The 21,046-nt window shown below is 72.6% G+C and carries 13 protein-coding genes and 2 pseudogenes; 8 read left to right on the top strand and 7 right to left on the bottom strand.

Annotated features, from left to right (window positions below; all coding sequences use genetic code 11):
• Positions 1–118: 118 nt before the first annotated feature.
• The 4 genes and pseudogenes from IPK37_08425 to IPK37_08410 all read left to right on the top strand — a co-directional run bounded on the left by IPK37_08425 (position 119) and on the right by IPK37_08410 (position 4,196).
• Positions 119–1,429, top strand: a complete 1,311-nt coding sequence (locus IPK37_08425; protein ID QQS02323.1) for a beta-lactamase family protein — start codon at positions 119–121, stop codon at positions 1,427–1,429.
• Positions 1,426–2,210, top strand: a pseudogene (locus tag IPK37_08420) (enoyl-CoA hydratase/isomerase family protein). The gene IPK37_08425 and the pseudogene IPK37_08420 overlap by 4 nt, the downstream one beginning before the upstream one ends.
• Positions 2,211–2,427: 217 nt before the next feature.
• On the top strand, positions 2,428–3,816 hold the full coding sequence (locus IPK37_08415) for a class I SAM-dependent methyltransferase (GenBank protein QQS02322.1): 1,389 nt from the start codon (positions 2,428–2,430) through the stop codon (positions 3,814–3,816).
• Positions 3,817–3,980: 164 nt separating this feature from the next.
• A pseudogene (locus IPK37_08410) lies at positions 3,981–4,196 on the top strand (DUF4333 domain-containing protein).
• Positions 4,197–4,807: 611 nt separating this feature from the next.
• Here the strand turns inward: IPK37_08410 and IPK37_08405 are convergent.
• From IPK37_08405 to IPK37_08395, 3 genes are read right to left on the bottom strand one after another with little or no spacing between them, the layout of a single operon-like run.
• On the bottom strand, positions 4,808–5,659 hold the full coding sequence (locus IPK37_08405; GenBank protein QQS02321.1) for a carbohydrate ABC transporter permease: 852 nt from the start codon (positions 5,657–5,659) through the stop codon (positions 4,808–4,810).
• 1 nt (position 5,660) lies between these two features.
• Positions 5,661–6,569, bottom strand: coding sequence for a sugar ABC transporter permease (locus tag IPK37_08400; protein ID QQS02761.1), 909 nt, complete (start codon positions 6,567–6,569; stop codon positions 5,661–5,663).
• Positions 6,570–6,616: 47 nt separating this feature from the next.
• On the bottom strand, positions 6,617–7,930 hold the full coding sequence (locus IPK37_08395) for a sugar ABC transporter substrate-binding protein (GenBank protein QQS02320.1): 1,314 nt from the start codon (positions 7,928–7,930) through the stop codon (positions 6,617–6,619).
• A gap of 155 nt (positions 7,931–8,085) precedes the next feature.
• Between IPK37_08395 and IPK37_08390 the strand changes: the two genes are divergently transcribed.
• Positions 8,086–9,300, top strand: coding sequence for a carbohydrate kinase family protein (locus tag IPK37_08390; protein ID QQS02319.1), 1,215 nt, complete (start codon positions 8,086–8,088; stop codon positions 9,298–9,300).
• A 172-nt stretch (positions 9,301–9,472) separates the two neighbouring features.
• Here the strand turns inward: IPK37_08390 and IPK37_08385 are convergent, their stop codons facing one another.
• The 3 genes from IPK37_08385 to IPK37_08375 form a co-directional block, all read right to left on the bottom strand.
• Complete coding sequence (locus IPK37_08385) at positions 9,473–10,696, bottom strand: IS256 family transposase (GenBank protein QQS02318.1); 1,224 nt, start codon at positions 10,694–10,696, stop codon at positions 9,473–9,475.
• Positions 10,697–11,227: 531 nt separating this feature from the next.
• Positions 11,228–12,832, bottom strand: coding sequence for an AMP-binding protein (locus IPK37_08380; protein ID QQS02760.1), 1,605 nt, complete (start codon positions 12,830–12,832; stop codon positions 11,228–11,230).
• A gap of 185 nt (positions 12,833–13,017) precedes the next feature.
• Positions 13,018–14,790 carry an alpha-glucosidase gene (locus tag IPK37_08375; protein ID QQS02317.1) on the bottom strand — a complete coding sequence of 591 codons (1,773 nt, stop codon included), beginning with the start codon at positions 14,788–14,790 and terminating at the stop codon, positions 13,018–13,020.
• 108 nt (positions 14,791–14,898) lie between these two features.
• On the opposite strand from IPK37_08375, the gene IPK37_08370 reads away from it, so the two are divergent.
• The 3 genes from IPK37_08370 (at position 14,899) to IPK37_08360 (ending at position 19,092) form a co-directional block, all read left to right on the top strand.
• A complete protein-coding gene (locus tag IPK37_08370) occupies positions 14,899–15,465 on the top strand; it encodes a SigE family RNA polymerase sigma factor (protein QQS02316.1) in 567 nt (188 codons plus the stop codon).
• Positions 15,462–16,910: a hypothetical protein gene (locus tag IPK37_08365; GenBank protein QQS02315.1), complete on the top strand. Its 1,449-nt coding sequence runs from the start codon at positions 15,462–15,464 to the stop codon at positions 16,908–16,910. The genes IPK37_08370 and IPK37_08365 overlap by 4 nt, the downstream gene beginning before the upstream one ends.
• Before the next feature lie 148 nt (positions 16,911–17,058).
• Complete coding sequence (locus IPK37_08360) at positions 17,059–19,092, top strand: ATP-binding domain-containing protein (protein QQS02314.1); 2,034 nt, start codon at positions 17,059–17,061, stop codon at positions 19,090–19,092.
• A gap of 23 nt (positions 19,093–19,115) precedes the next feature.
• Here IPK37_08360 and IPK37_08355 read toward each other — a convergent pair whose 3' ends face one another.
• Positions 19,116–20,963 (bottom strand): cellulase family glycosylhydrolase, encoded by a 1,848-nt coding sequence (locus IPK37_08355; protein ID QQS02313.1) that lies wholly within the window; start codon positions 20,961–20,963, stop codon positions 19,116–19,118.
• Positions 20,964–21,046: the final 83 nt, after the last annotated feature.

Below are 21,046 nucleotides of genomic sequence, written 5' to 3'. Positions count from 1 at the left end.
GGACGTCCAGTTCTTACTCAGTCTTTGCCCAGGCGTTACCCGCCGGACGCGCACGGTTGGTGGACTGAGGACCCGTGCGTCGCCGATCGGGGGCGGCGCCAGACGCAAGGAAACCCCCATGCACCCCTCCGCGCGCAAGCTGGCGCTCGCGGCCGTCGCCGCCACCTCCACCGCCACCGCCCTGGCCGTCGCCCTCCCCGGCGCCGCGCACGCCGCCGACCCGGCGCCATCAACGCCGGCACCACCTACGCCCGCCGCCCTGACGGCCCTGCAGCCCGCGCTCGACGCCGTCGTGGCCCGGAACGTGCCCGGCAGCGCCGTGGGAGCGGTGGCGGATGTTCGGGGCGCTGAGGGCGCGTGGGCCGGTTCCGCCGGGTGGGCCGACCTCGACGCCGGCTCCCGCGCCCAGTCCACCGACCTGTTCCGCGGCGCCAGCAACACCAAGCCGATGGTCAGCGTCCTCGCCCTCCAGGAGGTCGAGGCCGGGCGCTGGAGCCTGCAGACCCCCGTGGCCCAGGTGCTTCCCGGGCTGCTGCCGGCGCCCTACGGCAAGGTGACCCTGGCCCAGCTGCTCAGCCACACCAGCGGGATGCCGGACTTCGACGAGGCGTACGCCGCGGAGTCCCCCGACATGGCCAGCCTGCTGAAGGTCGTGTCCCGGCCCCGCACGAACCCCGAGCTCGTCGCGAAGGCGCTCACCCAGAAGTGGCAGTTCACGCCGGGCACGAAGTTCGCGTACTCCAACACCAACTACGTCGTCGTGGGCATGATGCTGGAGAAGGCCACCGGCCAGCAGCTCGCCCAGCTGCTGGCGAAGCGGGTGTTCGCCCCCGCCGGGATGACCCATACGACCTATGCGAGCACCCCCGCGTGGCCGGCGCGCCATCTGACGGAGTACGCGATCGCCGACAAGCCCTACGCCCTCAACACCTTCCAGCCCAGCTTCTTCGGCCCCGCCGGCGCCGTGGTCACGACCGCCAAGGACCTGAGCGCGTTCTACCGTTCGCTGGTCACCGGCAAGCTCCTCAAGCCGGCCACGGTGCTCACCATGGCCAAGCCGCCGGTGGCGGGCAGCACGTACGGGCTGGGCCTCCTGGCGGTCGGGGATCCGTGCCCCGGGCCGGACGGGAAGCCGGGCGTGGCGCTGGGCCACACCGGGGCGTCGTTGGGCACGATGTCGTACGCCTTCACCTCCCCGGACGGTACGCGGCAGGTGGTGCTCGCCTACAACGGCCGGGACTACACCAAGGACTCCACGACATTCAACGACTTCCTCATCGCCGCGCTGCAGGCCACCTGCCCGACCAAGGCGGCCCCCGCGCCGGCCAAGCCGGCCAAGCCGGCGAACCCGCCGAGCTCGGCACCGCCCTCGACCGGGCTCGGCGACCGGGCGTTCCCCGCCCCCGACGTGGTGGGATGGCGTCCATGACGACGTACGAGAACCTCACCCTCACCCGCGCCGGCAGCACCGCGACGATCACCCTGAGCCGCCCGGACAAGCGCAACGCCCTGTCCGTCCAGACCCTCGGCGAGCTGACGGCGGCGCTGCGCGAGGCGGGCGAGAGCGACGCGCTCGCCGTGGTCCTCGCGGCGGCGGGACCGGTCTTCTCGGCGGGGCACAACTTCGCCGACATGGCGGGGGCGGACCTGGCGGCGACCCGCGCGGTATTCCGCCAGTGCACCGAGATGATGGACACGGTCCAGGCGATCCCCAGCCGGTGATCGCGCGAGTCCACGCCCTCGCCACGGCCGCGGGCTGCCAGCTCGTCGCCACCTGCGACCTGGCCGTGGCCGCGGCCTCGGCCGGGTTCGCGATCCCCGGCGGCAAGGGCGGGCTGTTCTGCCACACGCCGCTCGTCGCCGTCGCGCGCAACGTTGGCCGCAAGCGCGCGCTCGAGTTCGCCCTGTCGGGGGACGTCATCGACGCGGCGACGGCCGAGCGGTGGGGGCTGATCAACGCCGTCGTCCCCGACGACCAGCTCGACGCGGCCGTCGCCGACCTCGTCGCCCGGGTGACCCGCGGCAGCGCCTACAGCCGCACGCTGGGCAAGCGCACCTTCTACGCGCAGATCGACCTGGACCAGCGGGCCGCGTACGACCTGGCCGTCGAGGTCATGGCCGCGGCGGCGGTGACCGCCGACGCCCAGGAGGGCATCGGGGCGTTCCTCGCCAAGCGTCAGCCCCACTTCACGAGCAGCCCCCAGGTCTGACCGCGCCCGGGGCCCGGGGCCCGGCGCCCTGGCGCTCGGGTGCCCGCGGGAAACCTCGATCGCACTCGAGCGCCGAACGGGCGGCGCCGGGGCTGACCTGCGACAACTTTTCCGTCTTGCCGTTCGTTCTGGACATGGGAGCTGGCGCGGCCGCGCGATTCACGCGACCATGTGCGCGGCGCGAGACGGGTCCACCGCAGGGCGAGGAGGCAACCGATTGGACGTAAATCAGGCGACCCTCGCCGCCTACGAGGCCAACATCGCGACCTACCTCGCCAAGACCCCCACCGAACCCAGCGCGCTGGCCCGCTGGCTCGGGAGCATGGCCGGGGACGTGTTCGCGCCCGGCGCGCGGGTGCTCGAGGTGGGCTCCGCGGGCGGCTCGGACGCCTGTCACCTGCGGGCCGCCGGGTTCGACGTCATCGCCACGGACGGTACGGCGGGCTTCGTCGACTACCTGCGGGGGCATGACTTCCCGGACGCGCTGCGCTACGACGTACGGCTCGACCCCCCGCCCACCCGGGACGTCGACGTGATCTTCGCCAACGCCGTCCTGCCCCACCTGACCCGCGACGAGACCCCCGCCGTGCTCGCGCGCCTGCACGAGGCCTACGGCGACGAGACCGTGCTGGTCGCCAGCGTGAAGATCGGCCACGGCGAAGGCTGGAGCACGGAGAAGCTCGGCACCTCGCGCTGGTACACGTATTGGCAGCCCGAGGACTTCACCCGCACCCTCATGGACGCCGGCTGGATCGTCGAGGAGGCCCGGATCCGCGCGGGGCGCTACGACGACTGGATCGGCGTCATCGCGCTGCCCACCCGCAGCGCGCTGCGCGATGCGTTCGACGAGCGCGCCGCGGACTACGGCCGCAGCGACTGGCACCGCAATTACGCCGAGCAGCTCGTCGCCGCCAGCCCCCTGGTGCCGGGCAGCCACGTCCTCGACGTCGCCGCCGGCACGGGATTCGTCGCGCGGGAGGCCGCCGCGCGGGTAGGGCCGAGCGGGAGCGTCACCGCGGTCGACATCTCGGAGGGGATGCTCGCGGAGCTGACCCGCCACTGCCCGCCCGCGCCCGAGCGGGCCCCTATCGAGCCGATCCTCGGGGACGCCATGGCCCTGGAGCTGCCCGACGGGTCGGTCGACGCGGTGCTGTGCGGGGCCGGGCTGCTCTACATGCGGCCGCCGGACGCGCTGCGCGAATGGCACCGCGTGCTGCGGCCCGGCGGATTCGTCGCCTTCTCGACCATGCTCACCGGTGAGCCCCCGCCCGGCGAGCTGTTCCGACTGCACGCCCGCGCCTACGGGCTCACCCTGACCAACCTCTCCGCCCGGCTGGGCACGCCGGAACAGTGCCACGACGCGCTGACCGCGGCCGGCTTCGTGGACATCGTGACGACCCCCGGTCAGGTCGAGTTCAGCGAGGCCGACATGGACCGGGCCTGGGAGATCCAGCAGCGGATGGCCCGCGCCGAGCTCGCCACCCTCCCCGAGGAGGACGTGGGCCGGCTGCGCGCGTCGTACGTCGCCGAGGTCGGCCTCAAGATGCGCACCGACCCCGGGTTCCGCATCGCCAAGACCCTGTACGCCGTCGCGCGCCGGCCCTGATCGGCGGGCGCCCTCCGACCCTCCGCCCTCAGGCGGAGCTGGGCAAACCCTCCGCGTGGCGGATGTGCCCGGCCCCTCGGCGGTGCCAAGGTGGTTGGTGAGGGTCGACATTCGGGGCGACCCACGACACCGAAGGACCTCATGCGATGACCGAACCCACGTATCCGCCGCCGGGTGACCAGCCGCAGTACGGCCAGCCGGGCCAGCAGCCCCAGTTCGGCCAGCCGGCTCAGCCCCCGCAGTACGGCCAGCCGGGCCAGCCCCCCCAGTACGGCCAGCCGGGTCAGCCCGCGCAGCACGGCGATCAGCCCCAGTACGGGCAGTACGGGCAGCCGCAGTACGGCAGCGACCAGGTCCAGCAGGGCGGCTACTACACGCCCGCCCCGGTGACCCGACCGCCGGCCATCGACAAGGCCGTCCTGCTCATGAAGATCGGCGCCGGGCTGTCCCTCGTCGCCGGCCTGCTGGGGCTGACTCAGGGCGATGCCATCCGCGAGGCGACGAGGAAGTCCCTGGAAGAGGCAGGGGTTTCGTTCACGCCGGCCGACCTCGACCGGGCCGTTCAGTTCGGCACCATCGGCGGCGTCGTCACCGCCGTCATCTTCGCCGGGCTGTGGTGGCTGATGGCCGTGATGAACGCCAAGGGCCGGTCCTGGGCGCGCATCCTGTCGACGATCTTCTTCGGGCTGTCGCTGCTCAGCTTCGTCTGGGGGATGTCACAGCCCGCCGGCCGGGAGCCGCTCAACCTCATCCTCAGCGTGCTGGAAGTCCTGGTCGGCGCCGGCGCCGTGTGGTTCATGTGGCAGAAGGAGTCGACCGCGTACTACGAGGCGGCCAGCCGTACCTCCTGACCGGAGGCGCGGAGGCCTGGGGGCCCGCTCGTCGGGCGTCAATTTCCCCGTGAGGCGCCTCACCTGAAGTCGAGAGAGCTCCCGTTTGGACGGGAGCTCTCTCGCTGTTTCCGGAGGCGCCTCACCGGCCGGGACCCTCGTCAGTCGCCGGCGATGCCGGTGCGTTCCACGCCTTCCACGATCCAGCGCTGCAGGAACAGGAACATCAGCAGCATCGGGGCGATCGCCACGAGGGCCGCCGTGAACAGCTCCGGCAGGTTGATCGTCTGCGCGGTCATGAACGTCGACAGGGCGATCTGAACTGTCCACGCCGACGAATCCTGCGCGATAACCAGCGGCCACAGGAACGCGTTCCAGGCCCCGATGAACGTGATCGTGCCGATGGCCGCGCCGAATCCCATCGAGTTCGGCACCACGACCCGCCAGAACGTGCCCCAGTAGCCGAGCCCGTCGAGGAACGCGGCCTCCTCGATCTCTTTGGGGAAGTTCAGGTAGAACTGTCGGAACAGGAACGTGGCCAACGCCTGGAACAGCCCCGGCACAATCAGCCCCTGCAGCGAACTCACCCACCCCAGCGTCGAGACCAACACGAAGCTCGGCACGAACGTCACCGACGCCGGGATCAGCAGCGTGGCCGCGATCAGGCCGAACACCGCGTTGCTCCATCGGTAGGGGATCCGGGCCAGCCCGTAGCCGGCCATCGCCGAGAGCACCAGCACCCCCGCGGTCTGGATCACCGAGACCAGCACCGAGTTCAGGACCGAGCGCGCCATCGGCACCGTCGGGTCGGCGAACAGCTCCCGCATGTTGGTCAGGCTCCAGCTGCTCGGCACCCAGTTCCATTCCGGCGACACGATCTCCGCCGTGGTCATGAAGGCGTTGCGCAACAGCAGGGAGAACGGGATCAGGAAGAGCACCGTGGCCACGCCGAGCGCGGCGTACCGTCCGATCCCCCCGGCCCGGGCGCGCGGGCCCCGCGTCACGACCGCCATCTCAGTCCTCCGTCCGGAACACGCGGTTGAACACCAACGCCACCAGCGCGATCACCGCGGTGAGAATGACCGCCCCGGCGCCGCCGTGGCCGAAGTCCTGCCCCTGACCGAGCGCCGAGTAGAAGAGGTAGACGAGCGGCGGCCGCGCGTACGGCGGGTAGCCCGCGAACGTCGACAGGATGTTGAAGAACTCGTCGAACGCCTGGAAGGCGTTGATGAGGAGCAGGAGCAGTACGGCGACCGAGGTGGGCCGCAGCAGCGGCAGCGTGATCGTCCGAAACGCCGTCCAGCCGACCGCCCCGTCGATGGCCCCGGCCTCGTACAGGGTCGGGTTGATCCGCTGCAGCCCCGCGATGAACAGGATCATGTAGAAGCCGACCTGCAGCCACAGCCGCGCGGAGACGATGACGAGCCAGTACCAGGGCGGGGACGTCACGGACAGCCACGGGATGGTCTCCGCGCCGAACGCGGACAGCACCGAATTCGCCAGCCCGGAGGGGACGCCGGAGAAGATCGACATCTTCCAGATCAGCGAGGCCACGACGTACGAGCACGCCGTCGGCAGGAAGAAGACCGACCGGAAGAAGGCCTGCGCCACCCGCGTGCGGGCCACGAGCACCGCCGTGGCCAGCGACAACGCGAAGGTGACCGGCACGATGAAGGCCGCGAAGACCGCGAACGTGCGCAGGCTGTCGACGAACGCCGGGTCGCCCAGCATGTCCCGGTAGTTCCCCAGGCCGACGAAGGCGTCCGGCGCGGGCGAGACCGTGTTGCGCGCCTCGAAGAAGGACAGGTAGATCGACCAGGCGATCGGGATGTAGATGAAGAACAGCAGCCCGAGCACGAACGGGCCGACGAACACCCAGAACCAGAGGTTGGCGTCGCCGCGGCCGCGCAGGCGGCGCCCCAGCGAGGGGCGCGCGGCCTGGACCTGCGCGCCGCCCGCCGGGGCGGAGCTCACGCGCCGAGCCTGGTCAGTTCGGCCTGGACCGTGCTCTTCACGGTCGCCAGCGCGGCCGCCGGGTCGGCGCCGTCCTTGACGATCTTGCTCATCGCGTCGTTGAACGCGGTCTGGCTCTTCGGGGTCCACAGCATGTGGGACTGCGCGAAGCCGTGGTCCTTGATGAGCTTGACCGCCTCCGCGGCCTGGCCGCTCTTGAGCTTGTCGGCCTTGTCCGCGACGGAGTTGCGGGCCGGGACGTGGAAGCCGTACGCCGTCGCCCACTCCACCTGCTTGTCCGTCTGGTCGATCCACAGCCACTTGACGAACTTCTTGGCGGCGTCGAGGTTCTTGCCCTTGGCGTTGACGCACGCGCCGTACGCGCCGATCGTCACGTTGGCCTTGCCGCCGGTCATCGCCGGCCACGGCAGCACGCCGAAGTCCTCGCCGATGGCCTTCTGGATGTCGGGCAGGTTCCACAGGCCGGTGAACTGCATGGCCGCCAGCCCCTGGGTGAGGGCGTCGGGGGCGAACCAGTCGTTCGGGGCGCCGAGGAGGAGGACCTTGTCGGCGTACATCTTGCGCAGTACGGCGAGCGCCGTGGCCGCCTTGGGGTCGTCGAAGCCGATCTTGCCGTCGGCGGTGAGCAGGTCGAGCCCGGCGGAGCGCAGCATCGGGCCGCCCATCAGGCCGGCGCCGCCGTCGTTGCCGAGGAACAGGCCCTTGACCTTGCCGGAGGTGAGTTTCGCCGCCGCGGCGACCAGCTCGTCCATCGACTTGGGGGGCTGCACGCCCGCCTTGTCCAGCATCGACTTGCGGTAGATCAGCAGCTGCGCGTCCATGACCTGCGGGACCGCCCAGATCTTGCCCTGGTAGGTGACCCGGTCGATCAGGGCCTTGGTGAAGTCGCCCTTGGCGTCGCCGAAGAGGTCCGTCAGATCGGCCACCTGGCCGCCCTTGATCATGTCGATCGAGGGGCCGTTGCCGTATTCGAAGACGTCCGGCGCCCCGTCCGTCTGCAGCGTCGCGACCACGGTGTTGTCGTAGTCGCCCGGCTTCCAGTTGACCTTGACCTGGGCGTCCTTGTAGTCGGCGGCGAACTTCTCCAGCGCCTGCTGGGTGCCCTTCTCGCCGTACTGGTGGTACCAGCTGTTCAGCGTCGGGCCGCCACCGCCCGAGGTGCCGCCCGAGCCCGCCGTGGAGGTGGCCGAGCCCTCCCGGCCGGTGTTGCCGCCGCAGGCGGCGAGGGCCCCGGCCGCGGCGAGGCCGCCCGACAGGGCCAGCAGCCCGCGGCGGGTCAGGGCGGGGTTGAGCGGTGACGTCGAGCTCATCAGTCGGCTCCTTCACATCCGATAAGTGCGCCTGATCGTATGCGCTGGCACCAGACTCCCGCAGCCCCCAGGCCCGAAGGTCAAGGCGCCGCAAATTGTCCGGAGTGGTTCACTCGGCGCGCGCTCTGCCGACAGGATGGGGTCGGGACGCCGCAATGGCGGGGCGGCTCGACACCAGCTCCGCCGTACGGTCCCCCCTCCTGCGGAAGGAACTCACGTTGCCTGGCCCCGTCCCCGAGCCCGCGGTCGCTCCGGCGGGCGCCTGCGCCCGCTTCGACCCGCTCGCGCAATCCCGGCGCCAAGCGGGGGCGGACGCCCCGCCCTTCGACCTGTTCCTGCAGGGGATGGTCTTCCTCGACATCATCTTCACCGGCCTGGAGGCCATGCCCACCGGCGGCCGCGAGATGTGGGCCGAGGGAATGGGCTCGTGCCCCGGCGGCATCGCGAACCTGGCCGTCGCGGCCTCCCGGCTGGGGCTGCGCACCTCGCTCGGCGCGGCGTTCGGGGACGACGACTACGGCGAGTTCTGTTGGCGGACGCTGGAACAGGAGGGCATCGACCTCTCCACGTCGAAGCGCTATCCCGGGTGGCACTCCCCGGTGACGGTGTCCATCGCCGTCGACGGCGACCGGAACATGGTGACCCACGGCCACGAGGAGCCCGAGTGCCCCTCGACGATGATCGGGCGGCCGCCACGGGCGCGGGCCGTGCTCATGGACCTCTCGGCGCATCACCCTGGCGAGACGCTGGGGGCGCAGTGGGCGGACGCGGCGTACGAGGACGGGTCGCTGATCTTCGCCGACGTGGGCTGGGACCCGACCGGCCGCTGGGACGTGGGGGTGCTGGAGGCGTTGACGCGCTGCCACGCGTTCATGCCGAACGCCGGGGAGGCCATGGCGTATACCCGCACCGAGACGCCGCAGGACGCGCTCTACGCACTGGCCGACCGGGTGCCGCTGGCCGTCGTGACGAACGGGCCGTTCGGGGCGTTGGCGTACGACTCCACGACCGGCGAGGAGGCCGCTGTCCCCGCACTGAAGGTGCCGGCGACGGACCCGACGGGAGCCGGTGACGTCTTCGGCGCCGCCGTGACCCTCGGGACACTGGCGGGCTGGCCGCTGGCGCACCGGCTGGCGTTCGCGGCGTTGTGTTCCTCGCTGGCGGTGCAGCAGGTCGGCGGCTCGCTGGCCGCGCCGGGCTGGGGCGACATCGGCGACTGGTGGCACGCGCTGCGGGACACGCAGGGGGGCGGAACGTACCTGGCGTCGGTCCGCCGCCGGTACGCCTTCATGGAGGACTTGGTGCCGGATCAGCCGTACGGCGTGGTGCACCGCGCGCAGGCCACGATCGCCCGCATGTCAGACGCCTGACGAAGGTCGAGCACAGCGAGCCCGAGGAAGGCGCCACGTCAGCCCGGACGGCTGACCCTGCCCTCACCCCGCTGGCGCCCTCTTTGGCCTACTGCCGCCCTTCTTCTTCGACTGCGGGTGAGTCCCTTGGCGTGGTGTAAGTAGCCGACGCGGGAGTCTTTGCTGGTGTTGACTATGCCGTCAGCGCGGTGGTGGGCGCTACCTCCTTGGTCGTGGTGGTGATGGCTTTCATGGATCCTTCGGAGAGGTAGCGGCGGTCGGTGACGGCCCATTCGTCGTGGATCTCGACCAGGACTGCGCCGGCCAGCCGCAGCAGGGCTGGGGGGTTGGGGAAGACGCCGACGACGTCGGTGCGGCGTTTGATCTCTTTGTTGACCCGCTCCAGGGGGTTGGTGGACCAGATCTTCTTCCAGTGCGCGACCGGGAAGGACGTGAACGCGAGCAGGTCCTGTTTGGCGTCGGTGAGCATCACCTCCACGGCGGGGAACTGTCGGCCGAGCATGGTGGCGATCATGTCGAGCTGGGAGTGGACGTGCTCAGCGTCGGGTTGGGCGAAGATCGTGCGGATCGCGGCGGCGACCATCTCGGCGTTGCCTTTCGGGACCCTGGTGAGGACGTTGCGCAGGAAGTGCACCCGGCAGCGTTGCCAACTGGCGCCAGCGAACACCGACCCGATCGCGACCTTGAGGCCTTCGTGGGCATCAGAGATGACCCGCTGCACCCCGTGCAGGCCGCGGGCCTTCAACGAGCGCAGGAACGCGGTCCAGAACGCCCCGTCTTCGCTGTCGCCGACGTCGAAGCCCAGGACTTCGCGGTTGCCATCAGCGCGCACCGCGGTGGCGACCACCACCGCCTGGGAGACCACCCGACGGTTGACGCGGGCCTTGCAGTAGGTCGCGTCCAGGAACACGTACGGGTACGCCTCGCCTTTGAGGGTACGGCCGCGAAACGCGGCGACCTCCTCATCCAAGTCGACACAGATCCTGGAGACCTCAGACTTGGAGATCCCCGCGTCCACTCCCAGGGCCTTGACCAGGTCATCGACCTTGCGGGTGGACACCCCGTGCAGGTAGGCCTCCATCACCACGGCGTACAAGGCTTGGTCGACCCGGCGACGCCGCTCCAAAAGGCAGGGAAAGAACGAGCCGGCCCGCAGCTTGGGGATCCGTAGCTCCAGGTCCCCGGCGGACGTCGACAGGGTCCGTGACCGGTGACCGTTGCGTTGCCCGGTGCGGGCATCGGTGCGCTCGTGGGGTTCGGCGCCGATCACCGCGGTCAGCTCGGCCTCGATCAACGCCTGGTAGATCGTCGCGGCCGACTCCCGGACCCGATCGGCCACATCGGCCTCCTTGATCGCATCCAGGATCTCGAGCAGGGCAGACTGAGACAGGGCCATCGCGTGGCTTCCTTTCACGTGTTCCTTGGCGGGTACACGCAAAGACTCACGCGATGGCCTCCTCACATCAACGAGGACACTCCCGGCGACTTACACCACTCCGGGGGACGTCACCTCGACTGCCGCCCTCTTTGCCCCACTGGCGCCCTCCTTCAACGCGGGCGCCAGTAGGGGAAACAGGGCGTCAGATGGAGAAACCGGGCGCCAGTCGGGGAACGGTGCCTCCTTGGCCCCACTGGCGCCCTCTTTGCCCCACTGGCGCCCCCCTTCAACGCGGGCGCCAGTCGGGGAACGGTGCCTCCTTAGCCCCACTGGCGCCCTCTTTGGCCTACTGCCGCCCTCCCTCAACGCGGGCGCCAGTAGGGGAAAACGGGCGACAGTCGGGGAAACCGGGCGGCAGTCGAGGAAAAGGGGGCCGGTGAGCGGCGCACCACACCGCCGCCCGCTGGGCCCGGCCGCCTGACGTGAGTCAGCTCTCGCGAAGGTGGGTGAACTCTCGTGCGTACGAGAGTCCACCCGCCCTGACGGGAGTCAGCTCTCGCGAGGCGCGGGCGACGGGGCGGCGCGCAGGTCTCGGCGGCGGATCTTGCCGTTGGCGGTGCGGGGCAAGTCGTCGACGACGACGACGCGGCGCGGGCACTTGTACGCCGCCAGCTCGTCGTGCGCGTGCGCGATGAGCTCGCGCTCGAACGCCGCACCCGCCGTAGGGTCTTCGCGCAGCCGGGGATCCGCATCTGGGCCCAGCACGACGTACGCGGTGATGATCCGGACGCCGGGCTTGACCTCGACCTCAGCACACCCGGCCTCCCCCACCGCCGGGTGGTGGGCCAAGGCGGCCTCGACCTCCAGCGGCGAGACCCGGTACCCCATCGACGTCATCACGTCGTCATCGCGGCCGTGATGGACCAGGTAGCCGTCCGGTTCGAGGTGCACCAGGTCGCCACTGATGAACCAGTCGCCCCGCGTGCTGGCCGCGTCCTCCTCAGGCCGCTCCCAATAGCCGAGCATCAGCCCCGGGTCGCTGCGGTGCACCGCGAGCAGGCCGACCTCGCCGTCCTGAAGCGGTACGTCGGGAGCGGGCGCCGCCCCAGACGACGAGGTCGCGGTCCCCTGATCGTCGAGCACCGGCAGCACCGCGATGCGCCGCCCCGGCTGCGGCCGGCCGGGCGAACCGGCCCGCGAGTGCGTGGTCGGCGACGAGCTGACGAACGTGGAGATCTCGCTCATGCCGAGCGCCTCGTACAGGTCGCGACCGGTGGCGTCGAGCCACTCCTGCCGCAGCGCGGGCGACAGGGCCTCGCCGGCGGTGAGTCCATGCCGCAACGAAGCCAGGGAATTCAGGTCTGCGCCTGAATGGAGCAACTGGCGGTACACCCCCGGCACGGCCGCGAAGATCGTCGCGCCGGTCGCCTCGATGAGCCGGGGCCAGATCGCCGGATCGCGCGGCCCGTCGTAGACGACCGCCGTCGCCCCCACCGCCCACGGGTCCGTCAGCCCGACCCCGAGCGTGTAGGTCCAGTTCAGCGCGCCGGCGTGCAGCACCACGTCGGAGTCGCTGAGCCCGTACCACCCGGCGTACATCGGCCGCCGTCCCCACGCGCTCCGCTGGGCGTGCAGGACCCCCTTGGGCGAGCCGGTGGTCCCGGAGGTGTAGACGAGGAACGCCGGGTCGTCGGCGGCGGTGTCCGCGAAGGCGGGCTGGCCCTCGTCGCGAGAGTGCGTACGCCGCCAGCGCGCGACGTCCTCAGGCGTGATGGCCGGCGGCCCCGGCGAGGCGTCGGGATCCTCCAGGGCGACCGCCGCCGCCCGGCAGTCCTCCACCACGAAGCGGAACTCCCGGGGCGTGAGCTGGCTGGACGTCGGCACCGCGATGATCCCGGCCGCGATGGCGCCGAAGAACAGCAGCGGGTAGGTGCTCTGCCCGGGCAACCGCAACACCAGGCGATCCCCGGGCCGCAGCCCGGCGTCCAGCAGTCCCCGGGCGCAGGCCCCGACGGCCGCGGCCAGCTCGCCGTACGTCCACCGCTCGAAGGCCGCCGGGTCCACCGCGCCTCCCAGCCCGCCGCCGTGCGCGACGATCAGGCCGACCTTCTCGGGCGGGCGGTGCGGGGCGGGGCCGACGCAGTACCGGCTCATGTTGAACCGCTCCGGCGGCGCGATGTCCGCCGGACCAGGAGCCTCCCGCGTCACCACGGGAGGTCGAGCGCCAAGACCCGTCGCATCGCCGCGTCGACCTCCTTCATCTCCTCAGGAGTCAACCTTCCCACCAGCCGCCCCAGCCGGGTCGGATCCACGGCACGCGGCTGCCTAGATGGCAGGGGCTAGGGCGACGAGGGGGACTGCAGGGCCGATCCGGCGAGGTAGACCCGAGCCTCCCATGGCGCCAGCCGGGCCGGGTGGGCCGCACCGCTGTCCGACGACGGGGCGCCGGAGACCAGGACCGGCCGGGCGCCCTCCAGCCCCGCGAACAGCGCCTCGTCACCGGGCAGGTCGCAGGGCTCGTCGGCGCAGTTGGCCACCACCGTCAGCCGGGTGGCGCCGAGGCTGCGCCGGTAGGCCCAGATCGTCGGGTGCTCCTCCAGCAGTGGCGTGATGTCGCCGTCGGCGACCACCGCCAGCTCGTGCCGCAGCGCGATCAGCCGCCGGTAATGCGCGTACACCGAGCCCTCGTCGCCGACCTGCGCGGCGGCGTTGATCTCGACGTGGTTCGGGTTGACGGCGAGCCACGGCGTACCGGTCGTGAACCCCGCCTGGGCAGAGTCGTCCCACTGCATCGGCGTCCGCGCGTGGTCGCGGCTCATCACCTGCACGGCGCGCAGCGCCGCCTCCGACGCACGACCGCTTGCTAGCGCAAGCGCGTACGCGCCGCGCGACTCCACGTCGTCGACCTGCTCGATCGCGGCGAACGGGAAGTTCGTCATCCCGAGCTCCTCCCCCTGGTAGACGAACGGCGTCCCCCGCAGGAGGTGCAGGACCGTGGCCAGCGCCTTCGCCGAGGCGACCCGGTGCTCGGGGGCGTCGGAGCCGAACCGCGACACCACGCGCGGCTGGTCGTGGTTGTCCCAATAGAGCGCGTCCCAGCCGTCCCCGGCGGCCATCTCGCGCTGCCAGCGAAACATCGTCGCCTTCAGCGTGGCCAGCTCCAGCGGCACGGGATCGTACCGGCCGCCCGGCCCGTGGTCGACGTGCATGTGTTCGAACTGGAAGATCATCGACAGCTCGGCGTGCTCGGGGCGGGTGAAGCGTACGGCGTGCGCGGTGCTCACCCCCGGCGTCTCCCCGACGAGCAGCACCGCCCGGTCGGGCCGGGCGATCGCCGCCGCCATCTCTGCCATGAACTCGTGGATCCGCGGCCCGCAGACGTACTGGGCCGAGCCGTCGCCGTACGGCGCCCCGTCGCCGCGGTCGGTGCCGGGGATCGGTACGCCGTCGCGCAGCGGCAGGTCCTTGCTGACCAGGTTGATGACATCGAGGCGGAAGCCGTCGACCCCGCGGTCGAGCCACCAGCGCAGGGTGTCGTAGAGCTCGGCGCGGACGGCGTCGTTCTCCCAGTTGAGGTCGGGCTGCTCGGGGGTGAAGAGGTTGAGGTGGTATTGCCCCGAGGCGCCGTCGAGGGTCCACGCCGGGACCGAGAAGAAGCTCAGCCAGTCGGTCGGCTCGGCCCCCGGCGCCCCGGCCGCGCGGCCGGGACGGGGGTCGGCGAACCAGTACCAGTCCCGCTTCGGCGAATCCGGGCCGGTCAACGCCTCGCGGAACCACGGGTGCTGGTCCGAGGTGTGGTTGAAGACGACGTCCATGACCAGCTTCATGCCCCGGGCGTGCAGCGCGGCGATGAGCTCGTCGAGGTCCGCTAGCGTCCCGAACAACGGGTCGACGTCACGGTAGTCGGCCACGTCGTACCCGTTGTCCTTCATCGGGCTTCGGTAGACCGGCGAGAGCCACAGCACGTCGACGCCGAGACCGGCGATGTGGTCCAGCCGGTCGAGGATCCCCCGCAGGTCGCCGATGCCGTCGCCGTCCGCGTCGGCGAACGAGCGCGGATAGACCTGATAGACGACCGCCGACCGCCACCAGCCGGGCACCGCAGCATCCATGCCCGTCAGCCTAGGGCGGCTCCTCGCAACCGCTCGCGTCGCGGCTCACCCGCCGGCCGGGGCTACCCCGTAAGACTGGGTGAGCTGAGCGCGGACGAGGGTGGCGACATGGCGGGCGGGGCACCGCAGGATTTCACGGCGTTCGTGGCCGCGGCGACCCCGCGGCTGCTCGGCGCCGCGAAACTGCTGGACCCCAGCCACGCCGAGGACCTGGTGCAGGACACCCTCGTCCGGGTGGCCGCACAATGGGGCCGGCTGGACGACCCCGCGCCGTACGCCTATGCCCGCACCGTGCTCTACCACCTCGCGGTCGACGGATGGCGGCGCGCCTGGCGACGCCGAGAGCGCAGCACGGGGGAGCTGCCCGAGGCGGCCGCGCCCTATGACGCCGCCCTGGTGCCGGATCGGTTGGCGCTGCGAACGGCGCTGGCGGCCCTGCCGCCCCGCCAGCGCGCTGTCATCGTGCTGCGCTACTACGAGGATCTCGGCGAGGCCGAGACGGCGGCGGCGCTGGGCTGCTCGGTCAACACGGTCAAGAGCCACCACCGGGCGGCGTTGGCCAACCTGCGCCGGCTGGCACCGACACTGCTCGCCGAGGAGCCGTTCGACGAGCGGGGTGGGGAACCGCCGGCTCGGACGGCGTACCTGTCCGGGACCCCGAGGAGGACGCGATGAGCACCCGGCTGCGGCACGAACTGACTGAATTGGCCGCCCGGCCACCGGTACACCCGAACCGGCCCCACGCCCGCGGCGCCCACCCGGCGGCCACGGCAACGGCGCTGTGGGCGCGAGGCCAGCGCCGGCGGCGGACCCGGTCCGCCGCGCTGCTCGCCTGCGTGGCGCTGCTGGTCCTGAGCGTGTTCGGCGGGTTGGTCCGGAGCGAACCCCTCGTCTCCGTCGCGCGACAGCCGGACGGGGGTGCCGCGACGTACCCGCAGCGCATCGAGCACTTCTACCTGCTGCGGCAGGCCGAGGCGCCCACCGGCCCGGCCACGGCCGTCGTGTCCCTGTATGCCTCGCCGCTCGACGCGCTCGACGAGAGCAACCCCCAGACCGCCCTCGTCCTCCCGGATGGCCGGATCCGCACGCTGCCGCAGTTGGCCGACTCGGTGGCCTCCCTCGCGCGGGACGGCAGCACCCTACTGATCTGGGTCGATCAGCGGCTCCACCCGCACCCGGCGGGCAGCGAGGCGACGGGCAGCGGGCCGGTGACGCTCCTCGATCTGCGCACCGGGGCCAGCAGCACCGAGCCGCTGCGGACGACGCGAGGCGACGACCTGCGGATCTACGCGCCCATCCCGGCCCGGGCGGCGGTCTGGGCGCCGGGGCCGCCGCGCGTGGTCGTGACCGCCTGTCCTGCCGGTTCCGGTGCGGGCTGCCGCACGCCGCACGCCGTCCTCCTCGCCCCCGGCCAGGCGGCCGAGGCCCTCGACGTCGGCGGGTTCCCCGTGGGCTGGAGCGACCCCGCCACCCTGGTCGTTGCCGATCGCGACCCGGCGTCCCTGACCGGCGCCGAGCAGGTGACGCTGAGCTTCGTGGACATCGGCACGGGACGGGCGCGCCGTACCCTGCCGGTGCCGCTTCCTCAGGGGCTGGGCAGCGCCAACACGCAGTTCTCCGTGGCTCCGTCGGGCCGCCTGCTGTCGGTGGACCGCGTGGACCCCAACTGGACGACCACGCATGACGTGTGGACGGTCGACCTCCGCGACGGGCAGGTCCTGGTCGCCGGACGATACACCGGCGGGCCGGATGCGCCCGGTCTGTGGCGCGGCGAGAACCCCGCCTATTGGACCCCGGCCGGGGTCCGCCTCGTCGCCGACGGAACGCGCGTCGTGGTGGCCGACCACATGGCGGGCCTGGAGCTGCAGTCCTGGGCGGCCGGCGCGCTCTCCGGCCCGGCGAGCACCCACCCCTTCGGCCTCGCGATGACCCAGTTCGCGTGGCGGTGGCGGGAGCTCACCACGCTCGCCGTGGCGCTCGGGGCCGCCGCGATCTGGCTGCTCCGCCGACGACGCCGACGACACCGCCAGCAACGGCCACCGGCGCAGCCCCGGTGGGCCGCCCTTCGCACCTTCACCAGGGGAGGTCGAGCGCCAAGAGACGCCGCACCCCCCGGTTGATCTCCTGCATCTCATCCGGCGCCAGCAGCACGGGCGCGCTGCGTCGGTGACCCCGCCGATGCTGGCAGACCCGCGCCGCCCCTCGGCGTACGATGGGCGTCTTTGCGTCTCACCTCCCCCACCGGACCGAACGTTGAGGTGACCGCCCATGCCCACCCAAGCCGACGTGCGCGCGGAACAGGACTACCTGGAGTACGCGCGCGCCCAACTCGCCCGGATGCGCGACCGCACCGCCGCGCTGGACATCCAGGGCGGCGACGCGATCGCCGCCGAACGACTCGCCCACACCCTCTGGCAGCGCGCCCGCGCGCTCGCCGACGACGGCCACAGCGCGCTGTTCTTCGGGCGCCTCGACCTGGCCGCCACGCACCCGCTCGCGCGGGACACGCCCCGCCTGTACGTCGGCCGCCGCCACATCGGCGACGAATCCGGCGATCCCGTCGTCATCGACTGGCGGGCCGAGGTCGCGGCGACGTACTACCGGGCCTCGCACGCCCGCCCGCTCGACGTCGCGGTCCGGCGCCGGTTCGGCGTCGAGCACGGCCGCATCACCGCGATCGAGGAGGAACGCCTCGACAACCCCGCCGAGGAGGACCTGACCAGCGACATCCTCGCCGCCGAGATCGAGCGGCCGCGCGTCGGGCCGATGCGCGACATCGTCTCCACGATCCAGCCGGAGCAGGACGAACTGGTCCGCGCGGACGCCACGACCACCGTCGCCGTCCAGGGCGCGCCCGGCACCGGCAAGACCGCCGTCGGCCTCCACCGCGCGGCCTGGCTGCTCTACGCCCACGCCGACCGGCTCGCCCGCGGCGGCGTCCTCGTCATCGGCCCGAACCGCGCATTCCTCGACCACATCGGCGCGGTGCTGCCGGCGCTCGGAGAGGTGGACGTTCGGCATACCACCGTGGCCGATCTGGTCGGCGCGGAGGCCGGAATCCGGGTTCGTGGCATCGATTCGGTCGCCTGCGCCGGGCTCAAGGGGGACGCCCGGATGGCCGAGGTGCTGCGTCGGGCCGTATGGGGCCACATCAGTCCCCCCGTCGAGACGCTGAAGGTGCCCCGCGGGGTGATGGTCTGGCGGGTACCCCGCGCCGACGCCGCCGAGGCCATCGAGTCGCTGGCGGGGCGCGGGGTCCGGTACGCCGCCGGCCGCGACCTCCTCCCCCAGCGGCTGGCCCACCTGGTGCTCCTGAAAATGGAGATGGCCGGGCTGATGACCGACGACCGGGACCAGGACGCGGTGGCCCGCAGCGCCGCCGTCCGCGCCTACGCGAACGCCTGCTGGCCTGCCCTGAAGGCCCCGGCGGTGCTGCACGGGCTACTGGCCGACCCGGCGCGGCTGGCCGCCGCGGCCGAAGGCATCCTCGACCCCGCCGAACAGGCCCTGCTGCGCTGGGAGAAGCCGCCAGCCTCGCCCGGGGCCGCGCGCTGGTCCCCCGCCGACGCCGTCCTCCTCGACGAGCTCGCCGACCTGCTGAACCGTACGCCGAGCGTCGGCCACGTCATCCTCGACGAGGCCCAAGACCTCTCCCCGATGCAGCTGCGGGCCGTCGGTCGCCGCTGCACCACCGGGGCCGCGACGGTCCTCGGTGACCTGGCCCAGGGAACGACGCCGTGGGCCACCAAGTCATGGGCCGAGACCCTCGCCCACCTGGGCAAACCCGACGGCCACGTCGAGGAGCTCACGCGCGGGTTCCGGGTGCCCGCGGCGGTGATCGCCTACGCCGCCCGCCTCCTACCGCTCATGGCCCCCGGGTTGGCCGCGCCGCGCTCGGTGCGGGCCGCGGCGGGGCAGCTGGAGGTACGCCGGGTCGGCGGCGACCCCCTCAAGGCGCTGGGGCCGGCCGTCCTGGGCGCGGCGGCGACGCCCGGCAGCGTGGGCGTGATCGTCCCGGACGCCGACCTGCGCCGGGCGGCGAAGGCCCTGACCGCAGCCGGGATCGACCACGGCGTGCTCGGCGCCGAGCACGGCGACGTGGAGCACCGTGTCGACCTGGTGCCGGCCACGGTGGCCAAGGGGCTGGAGTTCGACGCCGTGGTGGTCGTCGAGCCGGCCGCCATCGCGGCCGCCGAACCGGACGAGCGGACCGGCCTGCGGCGCCTGTACGTCGTGCTCACCCGCGCCGTGTCCCACCTGATCGTGCTGCACTCCCAGGATCTGCCGGACCCGCTCGGCTGATCGACACGCCCGACCGCTGCCCGTCAGTGGAGCGCGGCGCAGCCCCCGGCCCTGACGAGTGGTCCGGCGTCGACCGGCAGCCCCCGCGGCGGGGCGACGAGCACCCCAGCCTCGACGTGGGTGAGCCGGTCCGCACAGGCCGCGGCCTGGCCGGAGCTGGCGCCCTCGCCCCCGCCGTACACGTCGAGCCAGATCGAGACGGCCCGCCCGGTGTCGGCCCGCGCCTGAGCGGTGTTGTGACAGGGCCCGTACTGCGGGGTCGGACCGTCGCCGCAGGTGTCCTCCACGATCCCGTACCGCCGCAGGCTAGGCAGGTAGACCCGCGTGCCGGCGGCGAGATCCAGCACGTCGCGTCCGGTGGACAGGTCGTGGCCGACGGCGACGGTGACCGGGTCGTCGTACGTTCCGCTGCCCCCCGCGCGGCCGTGCAGGATCGGGTGGGAGATGATCGGGCTGCCCGGCGGCGTGTTGTCCCACCAGGTGTAGACGGTGACGTACGCCGAGCGACCGGGCCCCCGGGGCGCCGGCGGGGCGGCCTCAGCAGCCCGCGGCGCGGCCGCCGCAGCTGGCACCGGAGCTGGCGTGGCGGGGTGGGGAGTCGGCGTCGCGCTGGGCGCACCGGCGGGCGGGCCGCCGGGCGCGCCGGCGGGCAGGTCCTGACTCGGTGAGCTGGGCGCCCGGTCGGAGCCGTCGGCCGTGGGGAACGCGGCATCGGTCGGCAGGAGTGGGGCGCCGGCAGCCAGGACCTCCAGCAGGGGATCGCCGCTGCCGGGCCGGACGTCGAAGCCCTCCCCGCCGCCGTCCCGCGGCAGGCGGGCCTCCCACAGAATGACGAGCGCCGCCCCGGCGGCCAGGTCCGCGCGGACCTTGGCCCCGACGGCCCGGGCCCGCTGCGCAGGCCCGCCGGCGGTCGCCGTCTTGACCCCGATCTCGCCGACCACCAACGGCTTTCCGGCCCGCCGGGCGATCGCGAAGGAGCATGCGACCGGCGCCGTCAGATCCTGGCAGGCGGGGCTGTCGGGGTCGGGCAGCAGGCCGCCGGGCGCAGCCCCGGCGAGGACGGTGGTCTCCGAACCTCCCTCTCGGGGCCAGTCGTGCACCTCGGTGTAGTCCAGCTCGGGCAGCGCGGCGAGTGCGGCGAAGTCGCGCCCCGAGGTCCCGGGCGCGCCGTTGCCCTGCGTCCCCAGCGTCACCAGGTGGTTCGGGTCCGCCCGCTTGATCGCCGCAGCCACCGTGCGGGCCATGCCGACCAGAGCCGACGAGCCGTCCGCGGCGCGCTCGGAGGTCTCGGCCTCGTTCATGATCATCCAGGCCGCGATCGTCCGCTCGTCCCGATAGCGCTGCGCGATCACGCCGGCGTAGTCGAGCAGACTGAGCTGGGCCGAGCCGTAGGGGCGCTGGTAGCCCTCCGAGAAATACCCGGGCAGCTGCCACTTCGACTGCTGCGTCGGGCCCGTCGTGCACCATCCCGGCCCGTCTTCGAGCGTCGGGATGAGCAGGACGTCGCTGGCCTTCGCCGCCGCGATGACCTTGTCGATGCCGCGCCAGTCGGTGCCGCCCGCCGTGTAGGTCTGGAACGCCCAGAACCGCACCACCCGGGCCCCGGACGCCCGCAACGCCGCGAACGCGTCCGTCAGCTCGTCCTCCGTCGAGGCGTGCTCGCACGCCCAACCGGGCCCCGCGGCCGCGTCGAACAGGTTCACGCCCGTGCCGGCGAGGACCCTGCCGTCCTGGACCAGTTCCGTGCCGCGCCGCTGGACGAAACCCACCGGGCCGACGGCACCCGCCAACGGAATGGCCACCGCGGTCGGGCGCTGGACCGTCGGAACGACCGGCCCGCCGCCGGTCGCCACCCCGGCCGTCAGGGCCACGCCGACGGTCAAGGCCGCGCCGGCCGCCAACGCCCTCGCGAGCCGCCCCCGAGGTCTTGCGCTGCCGGGGCCGCGTCGCGCAC

Origin of the sequence: Austwickia sp. (assembly GCA_016699675.1) — a bacterium.
Lineage (GTDB): Bacteria > Actinomycetota > Actinomycetes > Actinomycetales > Dermatophilaceae > Austwickia.
This window is presented reverse-complemented; position numbering and strand designations above follow the sequence as displayed.

Bases quoted from the DNA above. Each gene is read 5' to 3' on its own strand.
- IPK37_08425 (QQS02323.1), top strand. From the start codon at position 119: ATGCACCCCTCCGCGCGCAAGCTGGCGCTCGCGGCCGTCGCCGCCACC.
- IPK37_08405 (QQS02321.1), bottom strand. From the start codon at position 5,659: ATGGCGGTCGTGACGCGGGGCCCGCGCGCCCGGGCCGGGGGGATCGGA.
- IPK37_08395 (QQS02320.1), bottom strand. From the start codon at position 7,930: ATGAGCTCGACGTCACCGCTCAACCCCGCCCTGACCCGCCGCGGGCTG.
- IPK37_08390 (QQS02319.1), top strand. From the start codon at position 8,086: ATGGCGGGGCGGCTCGACACCAGCTCCGCCGTACGGTCCCCCCTCCTG.
- IPK37_08385 (QQS02318.1), bottom strand. From the start codon at position 10,696: ATGGCCCTGTCTCAGTCTGCCCTGCTCGAGATCCTGGATGCGATCAAG.
- IPK37_08380 (QQS02760.1), bottom strand. From the start codon at position 12,832: ATGAGCCGGTACTGCGTCGGCCCCGCCCCGCACCGCCCGCCCGAGAAG.
- IPK37_08375 (QQS02317.1), bottom strand. From the start codon at position 14,790: ATGGATGCTGCGGTGCCCGGCTGGTGGCGGTCGGCGGTCGTCTATCAG.
- IPK37_08370 (QQS02316.1), top strand. From the start codon at position 14,899: ATGGCGGGCGGGGCACCGCAGGATTTCACGGCGTTCGTGGCCGCGGCG.
- IPK37_08365 (QQS02315.1), top strand. From the start codon at position 15,462: ATGAGCACCCGGCTGCGGCACGAACTGACTGAATTGGCCGCCCGGCCA.
- IPK37_08360 (QQS02314.1), top strand. From the start codon at position 17,059: ATGCCCACCCAAGCCGACGTGCGCGCGGAACAGGACTACCTGGAGTAC.